General features: G+C 67.3%; 10 protein-coding genes and 2 pseudogenes. 7 read left to right on the plus strand and 5 right to left on the minus strand.

Translation table 11 applies throughout. The features are described 5' to 3' along the window. Positions 1–268 precede the first annotated feature (268 nt). A complete protein-coding gene (locus ACFCZ1_RS17290; RefSeq protein ID WP_376679110.1) occupies positions 269–4,927 on the plus strand; it encodes an AAA domain-containing protein in 4,659 nt (1,552 codons plus the stop codon). Then, a complete protein-coding gene (locus ACFCZ1_RS17295) occupies positions 4,924–5,838 on the plus strand; it encodes a hypothetical protein (protein WP_376679111.1) in 915 nt (304 codons plus the stop codon). The genes ACFCZ1_RS17290 and ACFCZ1_RS17295 overlap by 4 nt, the downstream gene beginning before the upstream one ends. Positions 5,839–6,055: 217 nt before the next feature. Here the strand turns inward: ACFCZ1_RS17295 and ACFCZ1_RS17300 are convergent, their stop codons facing one another. Then, a complete protein-coding gene (locus ACFCZ1_RS17300) occupies positions 6,056–7,087 on the minus strand; it encodes a hypothetical protein (RefSeq protein WP_376679112.1) in 1,032 nt (343 codons plus the stop codon). A 568-nt stretch (positions 7,088–7,655) separates the two neighbouring features. Here ACFCZ1_RS17300 and ACFCZ1_RS17305 point away from each other — a divergent pair. The 5 genes and pseudogenes from ACFCZ1_RS17305 to ACFCZ1_RS17325 all read left to right on the plus strand — a co-directional run bounded on the left by ACFCZ1_RS17305 (position 7,656) and on the right by ACFCZ1_RS17325 (position 16,628). Beyond that, positions 7,656–11,648, plus strand: a complete 3,993-nt coding sequence (locus ACFCZ1_RS17305) for a P-loop NTPase fold protein (RefSeq protein WP_376679185.1) — start codon at positions 7,656–7,658, stop codon at positions 11,646–11,648. Between the two features lie 426 nt (positions 11,649–12,074). Beyond that, a pseudogene (locus ACFCZ1_RS17310) lies at positions 12,075–12,260 on the plus strand (CorA family divalent cation transporter); the annotation flags it as partial. A gap of 378 nt (positions 12,261–12,638) precedes the next feature. Next, positions 12,639–13,592: a hypothetical protein gene (locus tag ACFCZ1_RS17315; protein WP_376679113.1), complete on the plus strand. Its 954-nt coding sequence runs from the start codon at positions 12,639–12,641 to the stop codon at positions 13,590–13,592. A gap of 977 nt (positions 13,593–14,569) precedes the next feature. Next, positions 14,570–15,706 carry a hypothetical protein gene (locus ACFCZ1_RS17320; RefSeq protein WP_376679114.1) on the plus strand — a complete coding sequence of 379 codons (1,137 nt, stop codon included), beginning with the start codon at positions 14,570–14,572 and terminating at the stop codon, positions 15,704–15,706. Positions 15,707–16,136: 430 nt separating this feature from the next. Further along, positions 16,137–16,628 carry a 2'-5' RNA ligase family protein gene (locus ACFCZ1_RS17325; RefSeq protein WP_376679115.1) on the plus strand — a complete coding sequence of 164 codons (492 nt, stop codon included), beginning with the start codon at positions 16,137–16,139 and terminating at the stop codon, positions 16,626–16,628. Between the two features lie 353 nt (positions 16,629–16,981). Here ACFCZ1_RS17325 and ACFCZ1_RS17330 read toward each other — a convergent pair whose 3' ends face one another. The 4 genes and pseudogenes from ACFCZ1_RS17330 to ACFCZ1_RS17345 all read right to left on the minus strand — a co-directional run bounded on the left by ACFCZ1_RS17330 (position 16,982) and on the right by ACFCZ1_RS17345 (position 21,009). After that, on the minus strand, positions 16,982–17,422 hold the full coding sequence (locus ACFCZ1_RS17330) for a hypothetical protein (protein WP_376679116.1): 441 nt from the start codon (positions 17,420–17,422) through the stop codon (positions 16,982–16,984). Between the two features lie 202 nt (positions 17,423–17,624). Beyond that, positions 17,625–17,762 (minus strand): annotated as a pseudogene (locus tag ACFCZ1_RS17335) (Lrp/AsnC ligand binding domain-containing protein); the annotation flags it as partial. A gap of 173 nt (positions 17,763–17,935) precedes the next feature. Beyond that, positions 17,936–20,029 carry a hypothetical protein gene (locus ACFCZ1_RS17340; RefSeq protein ID WP_376679117.1) on the minus strand — a complete coding sequence of 698 codons (2,094 nt, stop codon included), beginning with the start codon at positions 20,027–20,029 and terminating at the stop codon, positions 17,936–17,938. Continuing rightward, positions 20,026–21,009 (minus strand): hypothetical protein, encoded by a 984-nt coding sequence (locus tag ACFCZ1_RS17345; protein WP_376679118.1) that lies wholly within the window; start codon positions 21,007–21,009, stop codon positions 20,026–20,028. Before ACFCZ1_RS17345 ends, ACFCZ1_RS17340 begins: the two co-directional genes overlap by 4 nt. Positions 21,010–21,029 lie beyond the last annotated feature (20 nt).

Below are 21,029 nucleotides of genomic sequence, written 5' to 3' on the forward strand. Positions count from 1 at the left end.
GCCAGTGCGCCGATGAGCCCGGAGAGGGATGGTGCCCTAGAGGTTGGTGATGGCGGCGGCCTAGAGGCGGGACGGCCACGGTCCAATGATGCAGGCCCCCACATGGCCGCGGGCCTGCATCATCCGACGGATCTCAGCGACGCACTCACAGGGATCAAGGTGATTCGGCCCATACGGAGCCGATATCGCGCCATTCTCCCGAGACAGGTTGTTCCAACTGCCCCTCATCCCGATCCTGGAACGTTCGTCACCAGCTGGGAGGAGAAAAGTGAACGTACCGCGACGTCACGCGAAGGACCCCGACGTCATCGGTCAGACTGCCAGTCTGATCGGCTTCCTCAAGGAGGTCGTGCAGAGCAGCAACCAACGACTTCGTGATGACCGCCGCTCAAGGGAGCGGTTATGGCTGGTCGCCATGCCCCCCTCGGTACGAAGCCCGTCCGACCGACCCGACGGGCTGCTGTTCACGCTTGACCACGTTCCGCAGACATCGCCGCCCTCACTCCCGGATCTGCTGGATGGATGGGTGTCCACGGAACGCTGCCAGGACGCGGGCGGCGGTGACCCGCCGCTTGAGGCTGAAGGACCGGGGCAGGAACTCGTGCGAGCTGCGGACGGCAGCCAGTCCTGGGAACCGGCGGCGGAGCAGACCGTCCGCCGAGAGGATGCCGACGAGGTACTCCGAGCCTACGGTCCCTGGCTGACGCGCTGGCGGAAGTGGGCGGAGAGGGAGCGCGCGGAGCGAGCCCTTCGGGAGCTGTACGACCAGGTCTACGGGTGGCACCAGAAGCTGACCCAGCAGGATGATCAGCTAGAACTCGTGCTCGCCACAGGGCTCTTGACTTGGAGCGATCCACGTGGCGACGCCATTCACCGTCACCTGCTCACCCACCGCGTGGAGACCTTGGTAGACCGGAAGACCGCCAGGCTCACAGTGCGGCTCATGGCCGAGGGAGCCGTGCGGCTGGAGGATCAATCATTCCTCGACACCGATGACGGCTGGGCGCCCGAACGCTCGGCCGCGCTCACCGAGGAGATCGCGGCCCAGTCACTGCACCTGCTTGGATCGGAGGCCTTGGAGCAGTTGGCCCAGTGGCAGGAGCGGGTGCTGCAACGGCCCGTGTCCTTCAGTGCCGAGTGGCAGCCACCCTACGAGCCCGAGGCAGGCGCGCGTCTCACGTACGCTCCCGCACTTGTGCTGCGTCCACGGGACCGCAATGCTCTGCTGGCCTTTTACGACCGGATCGCGGACAGCGTGTCCTCCGAGGCACACGCACCTCTGGGTCTCGCCCAGCTGGTACTGCCACTGAACTCCGAAGAGCGCGTGAACTGGGACGGCCGCGAGATTCCCCCCCTGTTCGGGGACGACCCGTTCTTCCCAGGAAAGACCAACGAACGTCAACGCAGTGTCCTGCGGCGGCTGGAGCACGACACGGGCGTGGTGGTCCAAGGCCCACCCGGCACCGGCAAGACCCACACGATCGCCAATCTGGTCTCCGCGCTGCTGGCGCAGGGGCAGAGGGTCTTGGTGACCAGTGCCCGCGACCAGGCCCTGACGGTCCTGCGGGACAAACTTCCCCCCGCCGTACGGGACCTGTGCGTCCTCCTGCTGAGCTCGGCACGGCAGGACGGGGCGGATGAGCTGGAACGCACGGTCAACGCTCTCACCGATCAGGTCGCCGCCAGTGACCCCGAGCAACTGCAGGACGAGATCCATCGGCTCTCCACCCGCCGTGAGGAGGTGCGGGGAAGGATCAGCACGCTCACCGAACAGGTGATCGCACTGCGGGAGGCCGAGGTCTACCGGCACCCGGAGATCGCACCGGGATACGCCGGCACTCTCGCCGCAATTGTGCAGCGTGTGCAAGAAAACGCCGGACATCACTCCTGGATCGGTCTTGTGCCGGCTAACGGCCCGACCCCGTCTGTCCCTCCGCTGTCCCCCGCGCAAGCGGCGGAACTGCTGAGCCTGCTGCGCGACGGGGCGGCTGAGCCACGCGCCGGTGGCACTCTGCCAGACCCCGACGGCCTCCCCTCCCCCGAAGCCTTGGCCCAGGCACTCTCAGCCAGCCGCGTCACCGACGAGGGCCTGTCCTCCGGGGCGGTCCGCATCCGCGGCGATCTTGCCAGGCTCGACAGCTCTGTCACCGATGAGCTGACCTCTCTCGTGGATTCCTGCCGTACGGCTCTGCACTACCTGGGTCTGTCTCCGCAGGCCACACAATGGGATGAGGACAAGTGGGCCACCAAGGCCCTCACCGACCGACTCTCCCGTGAGAATCTCGCGCTGTGGCGTCGCGTGTCCGGACTTGCCGATCAACTCGTGGACATCTCCGAGCGGCTGAACGAACAGGGGATGACGCGCGTCACCGTGCCCGGGCAGCTCTCCACGGAACAAGGGGATGCGATGCTCACGGCGGGTTCTGCGCTGCGCGAGCACCTCGTCTCGGGTGGGAAGCTGCGAGTCCGCGGCAGCTTCCGTGCCTCGCGGGCGCAGAAGGCCGCGCAGGACCTCCTCGACTCGTGCACTGTGAACGGTCACTCACCCGAATCCCTGGAGGATCTCGACGCCGCCCTTGCTCACCTCCGCGCCCGCTCCGCCGTTGCCACGCTTGCGGAGCGGTGGGGCCAAGTGCAGGTGTCCGTATCCGAAGGGCCGCTGGAAGTTCGGCTCGCATCGCTGACGGAGGCGTACGCACGCCTGGAACATGTCGACACGTTCGGCGCTGGCCGCGAGCGCATCGACGAGCTGCTCGTACATCACGGGGTGCACATCGCCCTCACTTCCAGGTCGGCATGGCAGGACTTCACCGGCGCCCTCTCTGCGGTCTCCGGCCGACGAGCGGCAGACGAGGCTACGGCCCAGTTGCTTGCTTGGGAGGAACAACTGCGCACACCGGTGGACGGCTCCCACCCCACCACCGAAGCTGTGGCCGCCGCCCAAGCCGTTCGGGAGCAGGACATCGACCGATACGCCAAGGAACTTGAGGCGCTGCGCGAGGCTCATCGGCGTGAACACCGCCGGCGTCGATGCGCCGTGCTACTCGAAAGCGTCCGCCGGGCCCACCCGCTGCTCGCTGACCAGCTGACGCACGACCCTGGTGACCGGGCATGGGAAGCTCGCCTGGACTCGCTGGCGGAAGCGTGGGCCTGGGCGGTGGCTTCTGCATTCGTCCACCGTCAGCGCACACCGGGACGCGAACGTCAGGTCGAAGGCGAACTGGCGCAGTGTGAACGTCACCTGGAGGACATCACCGGTGAACTCGCTGCCACCTGGGGAAGGTGGCACTGTCTGCATCGCATGACGCAAGAGCAGCGGTCGGCACTCCAGGCGTACCGCAACCACATGTCCTCGTACGGCAAGGGCAAGGGGCGCGGTGCGGGCCGATACCGTGCCGCGGCGTACGACGCTATGAAGACGGCGCAGGAAGCAGTCCCCGCGTGGGTCATGCCCATCTCCCAGGTCGCCGAGATGGTGCAGCCCAGGCGGGACGCGTTCGATGTCGTCATCGTCGACGAGGCTAGTCAGGCCGGCATGGACGCCCTGTTCCTGCTGTGGCTGGCGCCCCGCGTCATCGTCGTGGGGGACGACAAGCAATGCGCGCCCCCGCTCAGTGGCATGGGCCGGCATCAGGCGATCCATGACCGGCTCGTCTCCCACTTGCCGGACATGCCTCCGAGGCTGCGCACGCTCTACGGACCCTCCACCAACCTCTACCAGTTGCTGTCCACCTTCTTCCCGAAGGTGATCCGGTTGGAGGAGCACTTCCGTTGCATGCCGGAGATCATCGGCTGGTCTTCGCAGACCTTCTACAACAACAAGCTGCAGCCTCTGCGTCAGTACGGCGGTGAGCGCCTCGACCCCCTCGTGACTCAGTTCGTTGAAGGGGCCGTTACCCAGGGGCGCGACAGCAGGATCCGCAACCCGAAGGAGGCCGAGGCCATCGTCGACTGCCTGGCCAGGCTCGTAGCGGACCCTGACTACCGCGACCGGACCATGGGCGTCATCACCCTTCAGGGGTCGATCGGTCAGGTCAAGCTCCTGGAAAAGCTCATCCAGGAACGTATCCCGGCGCCGATGCTTGAACGCCACCAGATTCGTGTGGGCAGCCCGGCGTCGTTCCAGGGAGACGAACGGCACGTCATCCTGCTGTCGATGGTCGTCACCGATCCGCCGCGCATCACGGGAGGTGCCCGCAGCGAACGACAGGCATACAACGTCGCCGCGTCCCGGGCACAGGACCAGATGTGGATCTTCTACTCGGTACCGCCGGACCGATTGAAGAGGGAGGACATGCGACTCAACCTCCTGTCCTATATGGAGAACCCGCCATCCGCACTTGCCGGCTCCGAAGACATCGGAGAGGTAACAGGCGATGTGCCGCAGAAGCTTTTCGAATCGCTCTTCGAGCAGCAGGTCTACCTGCACCTGAAGGCCCGCGGATATCACGTCGTCCCGCAGTATCCGGCAGGGAACAAGCGCCTCGACCTCGTCGTCGTAGGGGCACGTGGGCGCCTGGCCGTGGAGTGCGACGGCGACCGGTATCACTCGACACCCGAGCAGATCCGGCATGACCAACGGCGCGACCGTGAACTCCAACGCGTCGGCTGGACGTTCTGGCGGATTCGTGAGAGCGAGTTCCGATTCGACCCTGAGGAGGCGTTGTCCGGCCTGTGGGATGAGCTCGAACGACTTGGCATCCATCCGGCCACATTCGAGGGGACCAGTGACCGGACCCGTTCGTCCGCCACACCCACCAGCGTGAAGTGGACCCCCTTCGACCTCTCCTCCGACGAGGGCTTGGCCGACGACACGGCGGAGGCACCCGAGGACCCGGGTACAGACGATCTGGCCAACACGCTCCGCAAGGCAGAAGACAACGAAGTAGACGACGAAACCGACGACAGCACGGAAGGCTCGGCATGACTGCGCAGTCCCCACTCGGCATCCTCGACGCCAACACCCTGGAGGAGCTCGCGCGCGTCATCTGCGGCGACGACCACCTCTACTACCGCAAGGGTTTCGAGATCGCACGCTTCCTGGAACACGCCGGCTGGCAGCGGGTGCCGGAGTACAACGGCGAGTACAGGATGGAATGGACGCTCGCCCGGCTCAGCGAACGCCGAGAAGAGCCCACCGAGCTGGAACGGGTCCTGCTTCGCCTGGCCGACCCTCGCGAATACCTTGACGAGCCGGACCAGCTCCCTGCTGTTGTCTCCGCGGTCAACGCCTTCCTGGTCTACGAGGGAGCACGCCTGGAGAATCCTGGCGGCCGCCCCCGTCTCGTCGCCTGTGACCCCTCCCTTGCCCACCCGGGTAGCCAGGGTCCTACCGAACTCAGCGCAGCCATGACCGATCTCATCAGTGACCGGAAGATGGCCGCCCTGCTCCAACACCGCTTGGACGAGGCACGCACCTGCTACGCCAATGGCGCTCACGTGGCTGCCATCATCATGCTCGGCAGCCTGCTGGAAGGCGTCATGGTCCATGTGGTGCGCGAACGCGACGCCTCACGACTCGGCAGCACGTCTGCAGACAGGGTGACCCTCGACACTTTGATCAAGACCTGCCACGACGCAGGATGGATCGGTGCCGACGTGGAGCGCTTCTGTCACGAGCTGCGCAAGTACCGTAACTTCGTCCATCCGCGAGCAGAGATCCGCGAGGCCCACACCCCGGATCGCGACACGCTGGACATGTGCTGGCCTGTGGTCAACGCAGTCCTGAACGACCTCGCCGCCTCCCAGCCGAAAGCGACCGCGCCGGAGCCGACCGCCTCGCCACTCCGACCCATGCCGCGGCCATCACCAGTAGCGAGGCCAGCACGCCGGCCCTGACACCGGGGTGCGGTTGGTTCGGCCACCGCCCTGCGCTCAAGAACAGGGCGCAGTGGTCGAACCGGCGAGCGAGAGTTCAGCACTCGGTGGGCGGCGAGGGGCCCTTGCCACCATCGGCGCCTGCCCCTCGCTCCGGGAGAGGGTCTCCATCGAGCTCACCCCATGCCTCTTTCGATTCCAGACCGCAGGCAAGGCCGCTCCGAATTGTGAGAATTAGTCAGAGAGGGGGGCCAGCTGAGAAGAAGGACATGAGGCTTCGCGTTAGTCGGGTCGCTTCGGCGAGGCCGTACCAGAGGCCCAGGAGCACATAGGCCGTCACGATGAAAGCCACTACCGCCAGAGGCATCAGGAGCTCGGCTGGCGCGCCCAGCCTTGCGAGCAGCAGTGCGAATGCCGTCACGCTGATAGCCGACCAAAGGCACGCTTTCGCCAAGCGGCGTCCGTCGAGACGGTCGGGCTCAATGACGGCTTCTTCGGGGAGATCAGCGTGAGGGAGCATCTTGGTGAATTGACCAGCTGCGACGTTGGCCGCGATGGCGCCGGCCAACGTGCCCAGCTTCCTTGCTGACCCCGTGCGGTCTCCAACCAGGCCATCCGCGGCTTGCATTATGGCCGTCTCCACGAGATCCGCGTGGGTGAGGAGCTCTTTGCGAAGGGCTCCCCGGGCTCCGAAATCAGAGGCGGCGTCCCGGACGACCGTCCGCAGTGGAAGACCGAGCTCGGCGGCCTTGGCGCTGAGTTTCACTGCGTTCGTGTACCGACTGCCATCCATCGTTGTCAGGTCGGCACTGGCCGTGAGGAGGTCGAGAAGCGGGTACAGAGGCTGATAGAGACGCAGTATGTTCTCGCCTCGCCAGGCCGAAACGATCCAGAGGATGACGATCAAAGCCAGCGTTGGCGTGATCGACACCCATGGGTCAGCGTTCGGGCCGAAGACGTACGCGGTATACGTCGGGCACCAGGCTTGGCCTGTGGTGAGCAGACCGCCCGGCCTACATGCTGCCGGGCGGGTTACGACAGCGAGCAGGGCCAGTACGGCAAAGAAGATCGCGATCCTCCTCACCCTTCGGAGAAACATCCACCGCTGGTAGCCGAGCGCCTTGCGGATGGCCGCAGCATCGAAGTCGATTCCCAGCTCGGTCGCAGCCTTCTCTGCCGGGACCACATGCCTCTCAACCCATCGGTGATGCAAACGCAACAGCGGGTGCCACCACGTCGGCAGGCTTGTTCCGCTCACTGCTTCCCCCATGCGTGGCAGCGTACTGGGATGTGCTGACAGAGCGTGCCGGTTCAGGGAGGGCATCGGTGCTTGCGCGAGTGGTCGGTGTGAGCGGTCACGGATATACCCATGACCGCGGTCTCCAGCGTCACCGAATTCCCCACCTGGTCGGGGCCGTTGACGGGCCGCCCGACTCCTGAGTTTGGGGCAGGACAGTGCCCTCAAGGGCGCCTTCGGCGGCGCTCCGCGCTGGGCATTCGCCCACCCTTGACCGCCCTGACCAGCCCTTACGATCGGCAGCTATCGAGCGGCCCGAGAACCCTGGCGTCCGTGGGAAGCGCGCAACGGCTCCGGTGTCCGCATGGGGACGACGACGCCGGCTCCGCGATGTCCCTGGCCCATTCCGTGACGTTCCAGCTGGGGAATACCGTGACCGTTCACAGTCGGGACCTGCACAGGACGGATCGGCTGGTTCACGCGTTGGCGGCCGTAGCCTGACCCTCCCCACCCGAGTCGCTCCGACCTAGCGCCATCTGTCAGTGGCAACTCATATGATCCGCTCACCCGTATGGACCGGTTCGGAGCGGAGCTGCATGAGATGGCACAACCACGTCCGTGGATCATTGAGGACTCTGCGATCGCTTCGCACGAGCAGGACCGGTTTGACCACCGCTCGGTTGCCCGTGAACTAAGCGCGATTGTTCGCGGATCTCGGGCTCCCCTTGCCATCGGTCTGCTTGGCCCGTTCGGTACTGGCAAGTCGTCCGTAGTTCGCCTTCTCGATGCTGAACTGCAAGGGAGTAGGGACTGGGCGGTCGTACACCTCAGCGCTGAGCGCCACAGCGGTACCGCCAGGGTGCGCGGCCTGCTGTACAGCCTGCTGGATGATGCGCGTCGGCAAGGCCTGATCAATGAGAAGACGTACAACTCTGAGCGCGCGTGTCTGGAAGGTGGTCGCCAGCGGACCTTGCCTCGCTCCAGTCCCATAGCGGGTGAGCCGGGGGCAGCCTGGTGGAGCTACCCGGCCGCTGCGGCAGTCGCTCTAGGCTGGATGGCTGCCCTCCTAGTGCTGATCTGGATCCTCGGCGTTGTCCTGGTTGCCATAGGCCATGCCGTTGGCCGCGGGGCCGGGGTTTCGACGTGGGCTTGGTTTGCCTCACCGGTCGCTGGGCCACTGACCACTGTGCTCTTCGGTGCGGCTGTTGTCGCTGCTGTTCTGGGGTCTGCGAAAGACGGCGCGTTGTCGACCCTGAAGAAGTACGAAATCACGCTGACCACTCCCCGCCCGGACTCCACTGACGATCTGGAGCAGGTGTTCTCCCGGCTGATCGACCGCATCGATCGACGGCTTGTCATCGCAGTCGACGACATTGACCGCCTGGCAGCATCAGACGTGCTCGAAGCGATCACGACGGTTCGCAGTCTGCTGCTGACCGGAACGTACCACCGCAATCCACCAGTATTCCTGCTGTCGTGCGACGAGGACATCGTCCGCGAAGCCATTGTCGGTGTTCGCCCTGGTCTAGCCCACCGGCCCCCACCGGGCGAGGAGCAAGTCGGCAGCGGTGCCCAGGGCAAGGCAGCCGAGCGTAAGGCGACTGAGGAGGCGGCCCAGGAGTACCTGAACAAACTGTTCACTGTCCGTCTTCTCCTGCCCGCGCACCACGACGCGGACTTGCGGCAGTACGCCGAGCATCTACTCACCTATCCGACGCCGCACGATGTGATCCCACACCTCGGGGGCATGACCACGGTCCGCAACGTCCTCGATGTCCTGATACATCACGGCGTACGCGACCCACGCCACGCCATCCGTCTTGTGAACAGCTTCCTCGCCGACTACGCGCTCGCAGTCCGCCGCGAACAGCCGGCCAACACCGACACACCCCGCATCGCACGTGGGGAGGTCACAGATCATCCTTTGACGCTCGCGCGGCTCACGGTCCTTCGGCACGACTTTCGGCACCTGTATGACGAAATCAGCGCCGAGAATGACCTACTAGCCCTGCTCGACGATGCCCTTCTCGGCTCCACCGCCGCTCTGGCGGACCCTCTCCTCATTCCCTTCACAACGAGCAGCCTGCCGTCGGAAGACGGCCAGGACACCTTGCGCCACGTTGATGCTCCCCGGCGTCTGAACACTGCCGATCACCCGGGGCTGGACTACCTACGGGCCACCGCCGCCCGGACCCGAATCCATCGTCCCTCACATCTGATGCCACTGCTTACCCTGGGTTCCGCACCAGCAAGCCGGGCACTGGGCAGCGAGGTTGCGGCTGCGATCCAGCGTGCACTCGTTGAACGTGACACTGATGCGCTCACCGACCGGCTGGCCGACTCGGCCAGCCGCGAACGAGTTTTGCTCGCCGCCGCGGACACTCTTACTGCCGCACGCCACGGGCAAGATCTCGATAACGCACTCACTGCTGCTGTCCAAGCTCTCGGACGGACCCCTGCTCTGGCCGACCATCGAGACGAGAACGAAGCCGTCGACCGGGCCTTGCGAACGCTCACGGATCGCATTGCCCGTCGACGGACGGAGGCAGCCGTGGCTGTTCCGGCCCACGACCTGATTGCCATCTTGGACTTGGTCCCGCAGGCGTACGTTCCCGGCCTCTATGGCGCTCTCAGCATCCCGCCTGCCCCTGGCCCTGTCGGCACTCCCGGCGCGGAAGAACCCACCTTCCTCTGGGCTCAGGCCATCCTTTCCCTCCCAGCAGGAGCTCACGCCGACAACTTGCACGCGGCTCTCAGACGTCACTTCGCTGTCCTTGCCGCTAACGGTACGGCCGACGAGCTGGCCACGTGGCTCGTCGAGTGGGATGAATCGTCGGACGTAGGCCGCGCAGCCTGGCCGCCCCACGCCTACCGTGCTCTCCTCGGTATGGCCACCCGCGTTGCAGATGGCGAAACCCTTGCTCGAGTACATCGCACTGTCGAGCTCGCCCGCGACATGCACCAATGGCAGCGCCCCGTTATTCAAGGACTTCTTGCCTGGCTGACTGCCGGCGAACACTCTCTCCGCAGGCAGGCCGTGAGCCTGCTTAGTCAGATCACGATTTCCTCAGATGGTTGGGGAGAGCCTGAACCTCTTCCGGAGATGGCCGGCGATTCAACGTTGGCTGCGCAACTCGCCCAAGCAGCAACTAACTTCCTTCTCGACGATGACGAAGCCGAGAGCTCAAAACTCACTGCTAGCCTTCTGCGCAGCTGGCTGCCCGTGGTGGGCTACCACTCGGCTAGCACCCCCGACAAGCAAATCAGTGCCGTCGTTGCGGACGCTCTGGGGCAAGTGGCACACACGTGTACTGAACTCGCAACCGAGGCGTCGAAAATTCTTCCTGTCCTGCAATCGCAGGACGCAGCGAGTTGCGCAACAGTCATTGCCAGCAGCATCGGCAACCCGGGAGGCTTTGAGGAGGGACTCCGCTACGCACTCGGTGACGCTCTGGTCTCCTACTTGCGTCTAGCGCAGAACAACAATGCCCACGACGCACGGACAGCTGCTGAGGCATGCCTGACCGCTCTAACATCGTCTCTGGCGGCCCCCGATGCGGCTGGCGACTTTGCTCGGCGGTTCCTTCCTGCGGTAATGACGACCGCGCAAGGGCGCGCTTCCGGAACAGTCCTGGTTGACCTACTCATGCCCGTGCTCGCGAGTCCGAGTCACCCCCACATCGAAGACATCCTTGCCAGCATCCATGTCCTATTCCGTGATCAAGACACTCGCACGGCACGCCTGGAAACTTCCGTCAATCAACTGCAAGGTTGGATGTCCAACCAGCCCAATCTCGCCACTGGCTTCGTTGCCCACTACGCTGCCGAGCCAGCAGTGAGCGCCCAATGGCTCTCCTGGATCCACCAGCACTGGGCGAGCGTCCCCTCGTCGGTCCGTACCCTTGCAACAGCTGCGTCGAGTCGAACGGACCTGACTCAGACCGCCCTGCCGATGTCACTCGCACAGCACATCCTGGAGAGCGACGACCGTGAAGCCTGGCAACACGCCTCTTCTCTGTGGGACAAACTGGGCGCCGATCAGCAGGCGGCCCTCCTCGCTGCCGCGAACAACCGCTGCCTGCAGTTGACCACTCGCGCCGACGAAGCTGCTGCCGATCTTCTGGACAGTGCCCTCTCTATGGCGACTACCGAGCAGCTGCCAGCTCTGCTGGAGGTGATCTCCTCAAGTGCCGCAGCCACCGATGCCCTCTGTCTGCACGTAGAGCGGGCCCTTCAAGCCCGAGAGTGGGACCCATTGCGCATCACCCAAGTCGTCAATGCCTGTTCCGTCTTTCCGCCGCTGTGGGAAGTCCTGCTCAAGGCCGCTGGGGCAGACCAGAGCACTTTCCAGCGCGCCAGCGCAATGATGGGGAGCTTGATCGCGAAGGCCCCCAATTCCGTGCCAGAGGTTTTGGTCGATGAAGTCGGCGGATCGCTACTGGCCGCCACCCCCGAGGGTGCTACGGCGCTCGGCCAGGCCGTTAGACCGCTACCGACCCTCGCACGCCGGTTGGCACGCACCCTCAACGGCCACAGCAAGACAACACAGGAGAAAGCGCGTACCAGAGCCTTCAAGGCCGCGGCAGGTGTTTGAGGCTGGCCAGATGCACGGCCGGACAGCACCCGAGATGATCTTTCGGGGCATCGAAATGCGTAACCCTCGGCTCGAACCACGAATGCGGCTCGGAGATGGGGCGGCCAGGCAACTACTGACGCCCCTCTCGCTCGCCGTGGCATGGCGCGGCTTGCGAGGATGGCCTCCGTCCCACCTTCCGGGGCACCACTACGTCGCGTAGTCCGTCCTTGCTGCCGGATCGCGCTCCCTACCAGCGGCGATGCCCCATCGGAGGCGGCCGCGGCTGGGGAGAATCTGGGGAGAATGAAGCCGCGTTGGGGAGCGGCTGGGGAGGATCGGCCGTACAAACGGGCAGCACGGTGAAAGGGTCGGAAAGGCAGATCGCCGCAGGTCGGACTGCCCGTCTAGCCGATTTTCGCAGGTCAGGGGTATGAGGGTGACGACTTCAAGAAGATCTCCTCGTGGGCGGCCATCCTGTTTGCACCCACACTCGTGGGAACCATCTACGGCATGAACTTCGAGACCATGCCGGAACTGAAGTGGGCCGCGGGGTACCCCTTCGCGATCCTGCTGATGGCCGTGGTCTGCGTGAGCCTGTATGTCATCTTCAAGAAGCGCGACTGGCTCTAGTCAGCACATCAACGCCGTTGATGTGCTGAGCTCTCGCGAAATAGAGGAGTGTCCCGTCGGGCCCCCTGGGGAGAATCTGGGGAGAATGCGCCTGGCAATCCGACAGGGCCTCCCCCGCACCGGGCGCTGACTCTCTGGTGCCGCCGGCCGCCCTCGGCAGCGCGCGGCTGCGGAGGGTAACGCGTCGACGGACGGGCGGCGAGCGGCCGTGATGCCGAAAGCGGCATGTCCGCCGTACGAATCGCGTCGGGTCTCGAAGCCAGAGTGCATGCAGCCCGTCGCCCACCGGCCGGATGCAGGACGGGAGAGACGGGCGGGACCGCTTTCGGGGGCCGGGGCTAGGGTCGGCGGCTACGACCACCAGCAGCGGGAGACTCCATGCCGTCAGGGCACATACAGCAGGACACCGAGCAAGCTCGGCCGACCGGGCCGCGGCCGCTGGCGCCGATCCCCTTCGAGGTCGAGTCGGTCTTTCCGGAGCTGGCCGGTACGGCTCGCGAGGTCACCCTCCTCTACCCCCGGGCCGGGCAACCGGGCCCCGGCGACAGCTCCATCGGCGGGCCCCTGCTGTGGCCGGCCGGCGAGCCCTGGCCGATGTGCGCCGAACCGGACCATTACAAGCCGCTCGACGCGCCCGTCGGGCCCGAGCCGGTCGCGATGGTCCCGGTGGTCCAGCTGTACGCACGGGATGTGCCCGACCTCGCCTTCCCCACCGGCACCGACCTGCTGCAGATCCTGTGGTGCCCGCTCGTGCACGAGGACGACCAGTACGCGGCCAACCCCCGCCTCCACTGGCGCAACACGGCGCTGACAGCCGCTGACGCCTCTGCCGGCAAACCGCCCCGCCCGCACACCGCGGAGGAGGACTACCTGCCCCGGCCGTGCACGGTGTCCCCCACGCCAGCCGTGGAGTACCCGAACTGGGACCTGCCGGACGAACTCAGCGAGCAGATCGGCGAGCGCTTCGAGGCCCTGCAGGAGGAACGCGGCTTCGACTACTTCGAGGTGGCCACCACCCAGCAGAGCAAAGTCGGCGGCTATCCGAGCTGGACCCAGCCGCCGAACTGGCCCGACTGCGCGGGCTGCGGCACGCGCATGGAGCACCTGCTCAGCGTCACCGCGACCGAGGCGGGCATGGGCCGTTGGCTCCCCCTGGACGAGCGGAACCCCAGCCAGGACCAGGCCGCGACCCCGTCCTGGCGAGCCGAGGCGGACCCCGCCGCCCTCGACACATTCGGACACCACATGGGCCTGGGCGACCTCGGCGGCATGTACTTCTTCGTCTGCCGCACCTGCCCGGACACCCCGTACACCCACCGTTACGACTGCTGAACCCGGTTCTGACTCACTTTCCGGATGCTGTTGGTGGTCTTCAGGTGGATGGGCTCTGGCCGAATCGGGTCAGTCCCTTTGCTGCGGCTTGCACACGGCTCTACGCTCGTCCGGTGTCCGGAGGTTCACAGTCAGGCTGTAGCGCCGTTACCAGGGGAGAGCGTGGACGTCCCGACGTTGATTCTCTTGGGGGCGGCGGGTGGCCTCCTGCGTGGTCTCTTGGACCTGTACACCCGGTTCGTGTCCTGGCAGGCCGATCGCCGCGTCCATCGGCAGTTGACCGCCGAAGGGACGGTACAAGGGGTACCACCGCAGTTCCGAACGTACTTCGACCCCGCCGTCGACATCGTCGCGGCTGTCCTGCACAGCGTGATGGGTGCCGGGGCCGCGGTGCTGTTCGGCACCACGGGACAGATCAGCGGTGAGTACGCCGCCCTCGTCGTCGGAATGTCGGCGCCCATACTGCTCACCCAACTCAGTCGTATCCAGACGGTGAACGAGGCACTGACGGGCGCCCAACAGCCGGCCGGGACGGCGGAAGCAGCCACGGAGGCCGGGGCACCTTCGGCTGCCGGTGCCGGTGCCGGTGCCGTGAACGTGGGCGTTGCGGGCGGCCCCGGCACCGCAGAAGCCCCCGGTGCCGCAGCGCCGTCCGCTGCTCCGCCCCGAACCGAGCCCCCGCCCCCGCCCTCCGCGTCCGGCGCCGCCGCGGCCCAGCCTCCCCCCTCCACCGAAGCCCCGCCGCTCCGCGTGCGACCGATACCTTCCCCCAGGCCGGCTTCCGCGGCCGCGGAAGCTCGCACGCCGCCGAGTCCCACACCCGGCGAGATCCCCGCGGGCCGGACGCAACCTCCGGATCCCACGCGCTCCGGGGACATGCCCGTTCCCGCGGACCCTGCCGATGGAACGGGATCTGGCTTCGATCGTCGAGGCGCGCCACGATTGCGGCAGGGACCGGCGATCGGGGAGGAGGGGCAGTGACAAGCGCTCCACACCTGCTGACCGAGGACCGCCCGGAGTACGAGCGGATCCTCGACGAGGCATTGCGTACAGCCCCCGACCGCCCGGAACTGGCTGCCATGGGCGAACGGCTCACGGCGGAGCAACTGCGCACCATGGTGCTCAACGCCACCGCACTCCTCACGGCGGCCGCAGCGGCCGAGTACGACCACTATGTGAAGGTCCGCGAAGGACGCCGTGATTCGGTGTTGTCCCCGCACAAGTCCTCGGACACGGTGTACTCGTCCTCGCGTCCGGCGTCCGCCCCAGCCCCGGCCGGCCGTCCCCGCTCCGGCACCGGCCCGGCGGCCACCGACCACCGTGCACGGGCAGGTCTGGGCCGACGGTTCGGCGCGGCCGTCCTCGGTGCCGGACGACCGGGCGGCCGCCGGATCAGCGACGGAGTCGCTGCGCCACGGTGGGCCAGGATGTCCTACAGCCGCCGTCTGCTGGCAGCACTGCTGGGCCTGCACGTACGCCCAGCAGTGTCGGCGGCTGGGGCGCGGTCACCGCGTACGCCCGGCCCGCCGGCGGCCGCCCCCACGCACCCGACCAGCAGCGAAACACAAGCCCTGGAAACGACCGAGGCGGCCGGAGCCGGGCTGTTCACCGTCTTCGCCGTCCTCGCCCCCGTCCTCTCAGGAACCGCCGCCGCGTTGTTCTTCCTCATCGGCCTCGTCCTTGAGGAGTTCAGCGCCGAGTCGGGGTCCGGCCGGACCATGTTCGCCGCTGGATGGCTGTTCGTAGCCGTGGCCGTGGGCGCGATCGCCGTCTGTGCGGCCGGCCTGCTGGTTACTGCTCTGCGCAGCAGCCGCGACCAACCCGCGCCGGAAGCCGCGCGCGACCACGAACTGAGCGAGGAGGTGGCCCGGGCCAGGGAAGCCTGGCGGAATGCCCTGTTGGAACGGGGCATCATGCCCTTCCTGAGGGATGCCCTCGCCGACCCGACCCCTCCGAGCTCGGACGCCTCTTCCCGTGCCCCCGGCCGCATACCGAACCTCAGCTACATCAGTCCGGACTTCACCTCCCCTGGCTCCAGGTCCAGCCCCGCTTCGGGCCCCCGCCCTGGCCACACCAGCCCCGACTTCGCGGGCCAAGAACACCAGCCGGAGTGAGGCGCCGACAGCACGGTCAGCGGATCGGGGGGAGGGCCGGCTTTGTAGGTGAGTTCCAGGTTCTGGCACACGGATAGCGCCGGGCCGGCACCCTGGATTGCCAGGCTGCGGCAGGCGAACCGGGCCTCTTGGAACGCAACCGCGCCGACGACTGAAGATCACCAACAGCATCCGGCAAGTGAGTCAGAACCCAAACCCGGAGCCACACGCGAGGGCGGCATCGCCGGACGAGCCCGCGGCGAGCGCGTCCCGAACGGAAGCGGGCACCGTACGGGGCGTGAATCACCGGCCAACACGTCGGCCGCGACCGCCTCGACCACGCCCAACTCGTTGCCCTCCGCCCACCTCCCGGTGCAACGGGCGCAGTAGCGGACTGGCCTGCGATGATGACGGTGTGCCAGAGCCAGGGACCACTGCCGTCGTCATTGTCTTGCCCGATGCCGCCCCGCTCCTCGATGCGGCGTGGCGTATCGACCCGGCTCTGGTGCGTCGTGGGGTGCCGGCGCACGTCTCGCTCCTCTACCCGTTCGTGCCGGAATCGGCGCTGACGGTTCAGGACGAGAAGGGCGTGCGTTCCCTGGCGGCGAGTTTTCCGGCAGCTGATCTGCTCTTGGAGGAGGTCGTGACGGCGCCCGGCTTCATCGCCGTCACCGTTCCGGGACTCCAACCGATCGTCGATGCGTTCCGCGCCCGGTGGCCCGGGTTGCGCCCGTACAGGGGCCGCTTCGGGGCGCGGCCCGCCGCCCACGTCACGGTCGCCATGGGCGCGGACAACCCGACGGCTGCCGCCCACGTACGCGCTGCGATCGGCAGCCTGCTGCCGTTGCGTACCCGGGCGGCGGCGGTCCAGCTGGTGGTGCTGACGGAGGAAGGCTGGCAGCCGCGGTTCACCGTGCCACTCGGCGTCCCGGACGGGCCGTAAACACCGCCCGCCAGTCCCTCGCCCCTGGCCGCGAGCACAGCCCGAGCCGGCACCCCCATCCTCGGCCGCGCCCTGGGCCCCCGCGACCTCATGGGGTTCCTGCGGCGGGCAGGACTGGACCCGGAAAACGTCCGCCTGGACGACCCGCTGCTCATCGATGGCGCGGCGGCGGGCCAGCCGTCTGGAGCCCCGATCCCTCCGAGGAGTGAACACAGCAGTGCGGGCCGCCACCCGGCGAGGGCGGCGGCCCGCACTGCTGCGCTACTGCTGTTGGCGGGGCATCGCAGGCCCGTTCGCCTTCTCCGGCTACTGCGTCCCGGCGTCGGCCGTCTTTGGCTGAGGGTGATCCCGGATCAGCGGCGGCCGGTGGCCAGGATGACGAGGAACTGGCCGCCGCCCGCCTCGATGTCGGCGGTCACCGGCAGCCCCGGTACCAGTCGGGAGAACCGGTCCACCAGCCAATCCGCCGCCTCTTGGGCGTCCTTCCTGCTCGGACAACGGCCCACCATCTCGCGGCCCCCCTTGCGCTCCAGCCTGTCGGCAACGGCGATCAGCGGCGCGGGTTCGACTACGTACAGGCGCTCCGGCCAGGCGATGACCACCTTGACGGCACCCTTGCGGCTATTGCACCCGCGGTGCGCGAGCCGCTCGGCGACCTTGGCCTTCCGGTCGGCGGTCCGGCTGTCGACACTGGGCCCCCGCGGGTCGTTCACCGACTCGTCGGGGTCGACCGGTTCGTCACACACCCAGCACCGCCAGCCGTCGCGCTCGGCCACATCATCAAGAAGACTCATCCAAGCAAACTAGCCTGCCCGGCCGCCACCCGCGCACCAGGGCCCCGGCAACGTCTCAACACCGGCCAACAGCGCTGCGACACCAGGCTGGCTTTGAAACGCGGTCAGACCTGTAGTTGGCCAGTCTGGACAGATAAATGCTCAGCGAAGCGCCGGGTGGGGCGCCATCGCTGGAACGTTCAGCGCAGCAGCTCGGTGGTGACTACCTTTCGGGCAGGGGCCGGTCGTCGACAACGTTCTTCATGACGAGTGTGGAGGTCAGGCGCTGAACCCCAGTCAGGCGTGCGAGCTGCTGGTCGTACAACTGCTGGAACGCTGCCAGGTCGGTGGTGGTCAGGCGGCCGTCGAGCTGGAGTTCGGTAAGAATCTTCCGGTCCATGGCCGGGATGTCCCCATCCGCGGACGCCAGAGGCCTGTCTTGGCTCCCACGAGTACCCTCCCATCCTCGAACCCATAAGGAATCGCCGTCAGACGTCCCTGTCCGGCGTTCTTTCACGCCCCGGTGAGGCGCCGTCAGTCCGGATCCGGGGCGGGCCTTGGGTTCGCCGCGGCGATCGGGTCCGGATATACCCTGATCAGCTCCACGCCCAGAGTGTGGGTGGACTGATCGGAATGCCGCACCCGCATTCTGATACGGGCACCGGCCCGCAGCCGTCCGTCGAAGCTGCCCCCCGCCACGGTGGCTATGGCACTCCACGGCTCCAGGCGTACGCGCCAGCGGTTGTTGCGCCGCCGCACCACGACACCATCGACCTCGGAGCCGGGCCTCAGGGTCCGCAGGGTCACCAGGCCAGGGTCCTCCACCAGTCGCTTCAGTGACAGGCTCGGCTCCCCGGTGACCTCGTGAACCCCGACTACCACGAGCTCGCAGCGGTCTCCGGTGACGAGCGGGTACTCCCGGGCGTCGCCACCACCGTAGAACCATCTGCCTTCCCAGGACAGTTCGGTGTTCAGGACGAGTCCGTGCAGTCCTGCGGCCATGGCCGTCCCATCACCTGCCGGTCCGGGGTCGAGTGCGAATCGAATGCCGTGGTAGACCTTCTCCGTGACCGTCCCCCACAGCCGGTCCCCCGCCGCGAGGCCCTCGGGGAGCCTGCCTCCCGGGACGTCGCTCCGGTCGGCGGGCCGGACCAGGATCCGCAGACTCCGGTTGCCGCCCCCTTGGATATCAGTGACGACGACGTCGAGTTCCGCGTTCTCCTCCATGGCGTAGCTCCGTGAACTGCGGATCCTGGGCTCCCAGCCCACGCTCGCGGGCAGGTGTTGGGACCGCATCAAGCCGAAGACACGCTCGAATTTCGGGACGGCGAGCCCGGCCGCCTCGGTCAGGTCGAACAGGACTCCCTCCATCGTCTTGGCGGTGATCGTGGCCCGGACGAGCTGTCCCGGGTGCAGGGCACCCCTGCTGACGATCCCCCGGATCCGGCTCACCGAGACCCGCTGCTTCTCGCGGTCGACCCGAGTGATGCGGACCATCTGGAGACCCTCGGGGACGCGCTTGCCCGGATCCCCTTCCAGCCAGGGCATCCGGGCGGCCCTGAGCGGCATGTACGCCGTGACGGCAGGCTCTTCCCTCAGCCTCACCAGGTATCCGTGCGGACCGACGTCAAGACGTACTGGACTGGCAGTCATCACGCGCCGACGCACATGGGCGTCCTCAAGGCGGTCGAACACTCTCTGCTGGTCCCATACCTCCGGTGCGGGGCCGCCGGGGGCCATCGCGCTCAACTGCACGGCACGTCCGTCGAGCCCGACGATGGTGACCGCTGCTGTCCCGGTGGGCACCGAACTGACCGCGCGGTCGACTCCAGAGACCAACTGGCCGTCGGGGTCGCCGGCCCATTGCACACGTACACTCACCGGCTGGGTGGCGGGGACGCGGATACCGATGGGGCGCTGGGCGGAGACCGGGCCGAGGGTCAGGCGGGCGCCGTCGCGGGAGAGACCCACCACTGTCTGCGGGATGAAGTGCATGACGTCGAGGAACAGGCCGTCGTCCACCTGGCCGTCCGGCCAGCCGAGCTGGGGATGGGGCAGGTCCTGGGCGCGGCAGAGCTGAGCCAGCAGCCATACCGAAGGGGTGTTCAGCAGGTCCTCGGGAAGGCGCGTCATCGCTCCAGAGGCCCATTCGAGCATCCTGAGACGTCGTTCCTGGGCCACTCCCCGGACCACGGAGGCCAGTTCCCGGTCACAGGTGTCGAGGTAGTCCTCCTGCGTGACGTACGTCCACACCACGCGTTCCTCGATGCGCAGCAGCGGGGACAGCAACTCCAGACCGTCATGCATCTTCGGTCGCAGCCAGGCGGTGTCGAGGTCGACCCCGTCCTCCACGACCGCCTCGCGCAGTGCCCGGCGCAGCGCGGTACGGACCGTGCCGTGCAGTACGAATCCGTCGGCGGCCACGCTCTCGACCAGGTGGGACTCACACAACCGTGCTTCGAGTGCGAGGCCGCCGGCGGGCACGGCCGCACGGCGGACGTCGCGCAGCAGCACGAAAGGGATGAAGGGCGCGGCGCTGACGAGCGCGGCCAGGCAGCCGACATCGGGGTCGACCCGCATGGCCTCCGGCAGGCGCCGAGCCAGTGCGTCGGTCAGGGAGGGATTCACTGCTCGCACACCACCCACTGCTCCGGACGACGCAGCACCGTCCGGTCGGGCAGGGCCCCGAACCAGACGGCACGGGCGTGGTGACCGTGCCGGTTCAAGGTGGCGATGAGGTGCTCGAACTCATGGACGCGTCCGGCCGGATCAGGACCGTAGAGCCCGGAGACGAGGACGACGGCGGTGGCACGACGAGGGATGCGGTAGTCCTCCCACTCCCACACCGGACCGGTCCCGCAGCCTTCGGCGAGGCTGTGCCGGAAGGAGATCCGGTCGAGACCGGAGTTACCGGAGACCACCATGACGTCGAGAAGAGCCTGGAGGTCGAAACCGAGCGGCCCGGTGAACAGCCCGATGTCGTGGACGATCTGGATCGGCAGGGCCACTTTGGTCCTCGGCAGGAGCGGCAGCGTGCGAATCGGCTTCCGCTCGGCGAGCAGCCTGACGACCGCCGACACGTCGATGCGCCGCCCCGGCACCTTGCGCAGCAGCAGTTCACGGATCCGACGCCCGTCCCAGGACGCGGCGTACTCCGCGACCCTGGCCTGGAGCAGTGATGCGTGCTCCTCCGGGCTCCGCGGTCGATCGATGCTGTCGGCACCCACCTCGCGCGGCGTCTGCGGGATCTCCACGCTGGGCAGGACGTACGGCACGAGGCCGCCGTTACGGCCTCCGCCCGACGCGGCACCGGCCTGTCGCCCACGTCCTCCCCAGTCCCAGCTGATCCCCTCCTCGGCGAGGTCGTCGGCGAAGGAGTCCTCCCACTCGTGATCGAGCGGCACCAACAACGACTCGGCCGGGTCGTCGACGGGCTCCGGTTCCTGCCCGGTCGGGCGTGCATCCACGCGCAGCTCAGCGTCCTGGCTGCCGGAGCGCTCGTGGAGCACACCTTGTTCGAGGCGGTAGCCGATGACTCTCAGAGCGGCGTCCAGATCGGTCAGGTGCCCGCGGGCCGCGAGTAAGCGCACCGCGTCGGCGTAACTCATCCCGTCCTCCACCGACCGGT

The organism is Streptomyces sp. NPDC056224 (assembly GCF_042267665.1).
Lineage (GTDB): Bacteria > Actinomycetota > Actinomycetes > Streptomycetales > Streptomycetaceae > Streptomyces.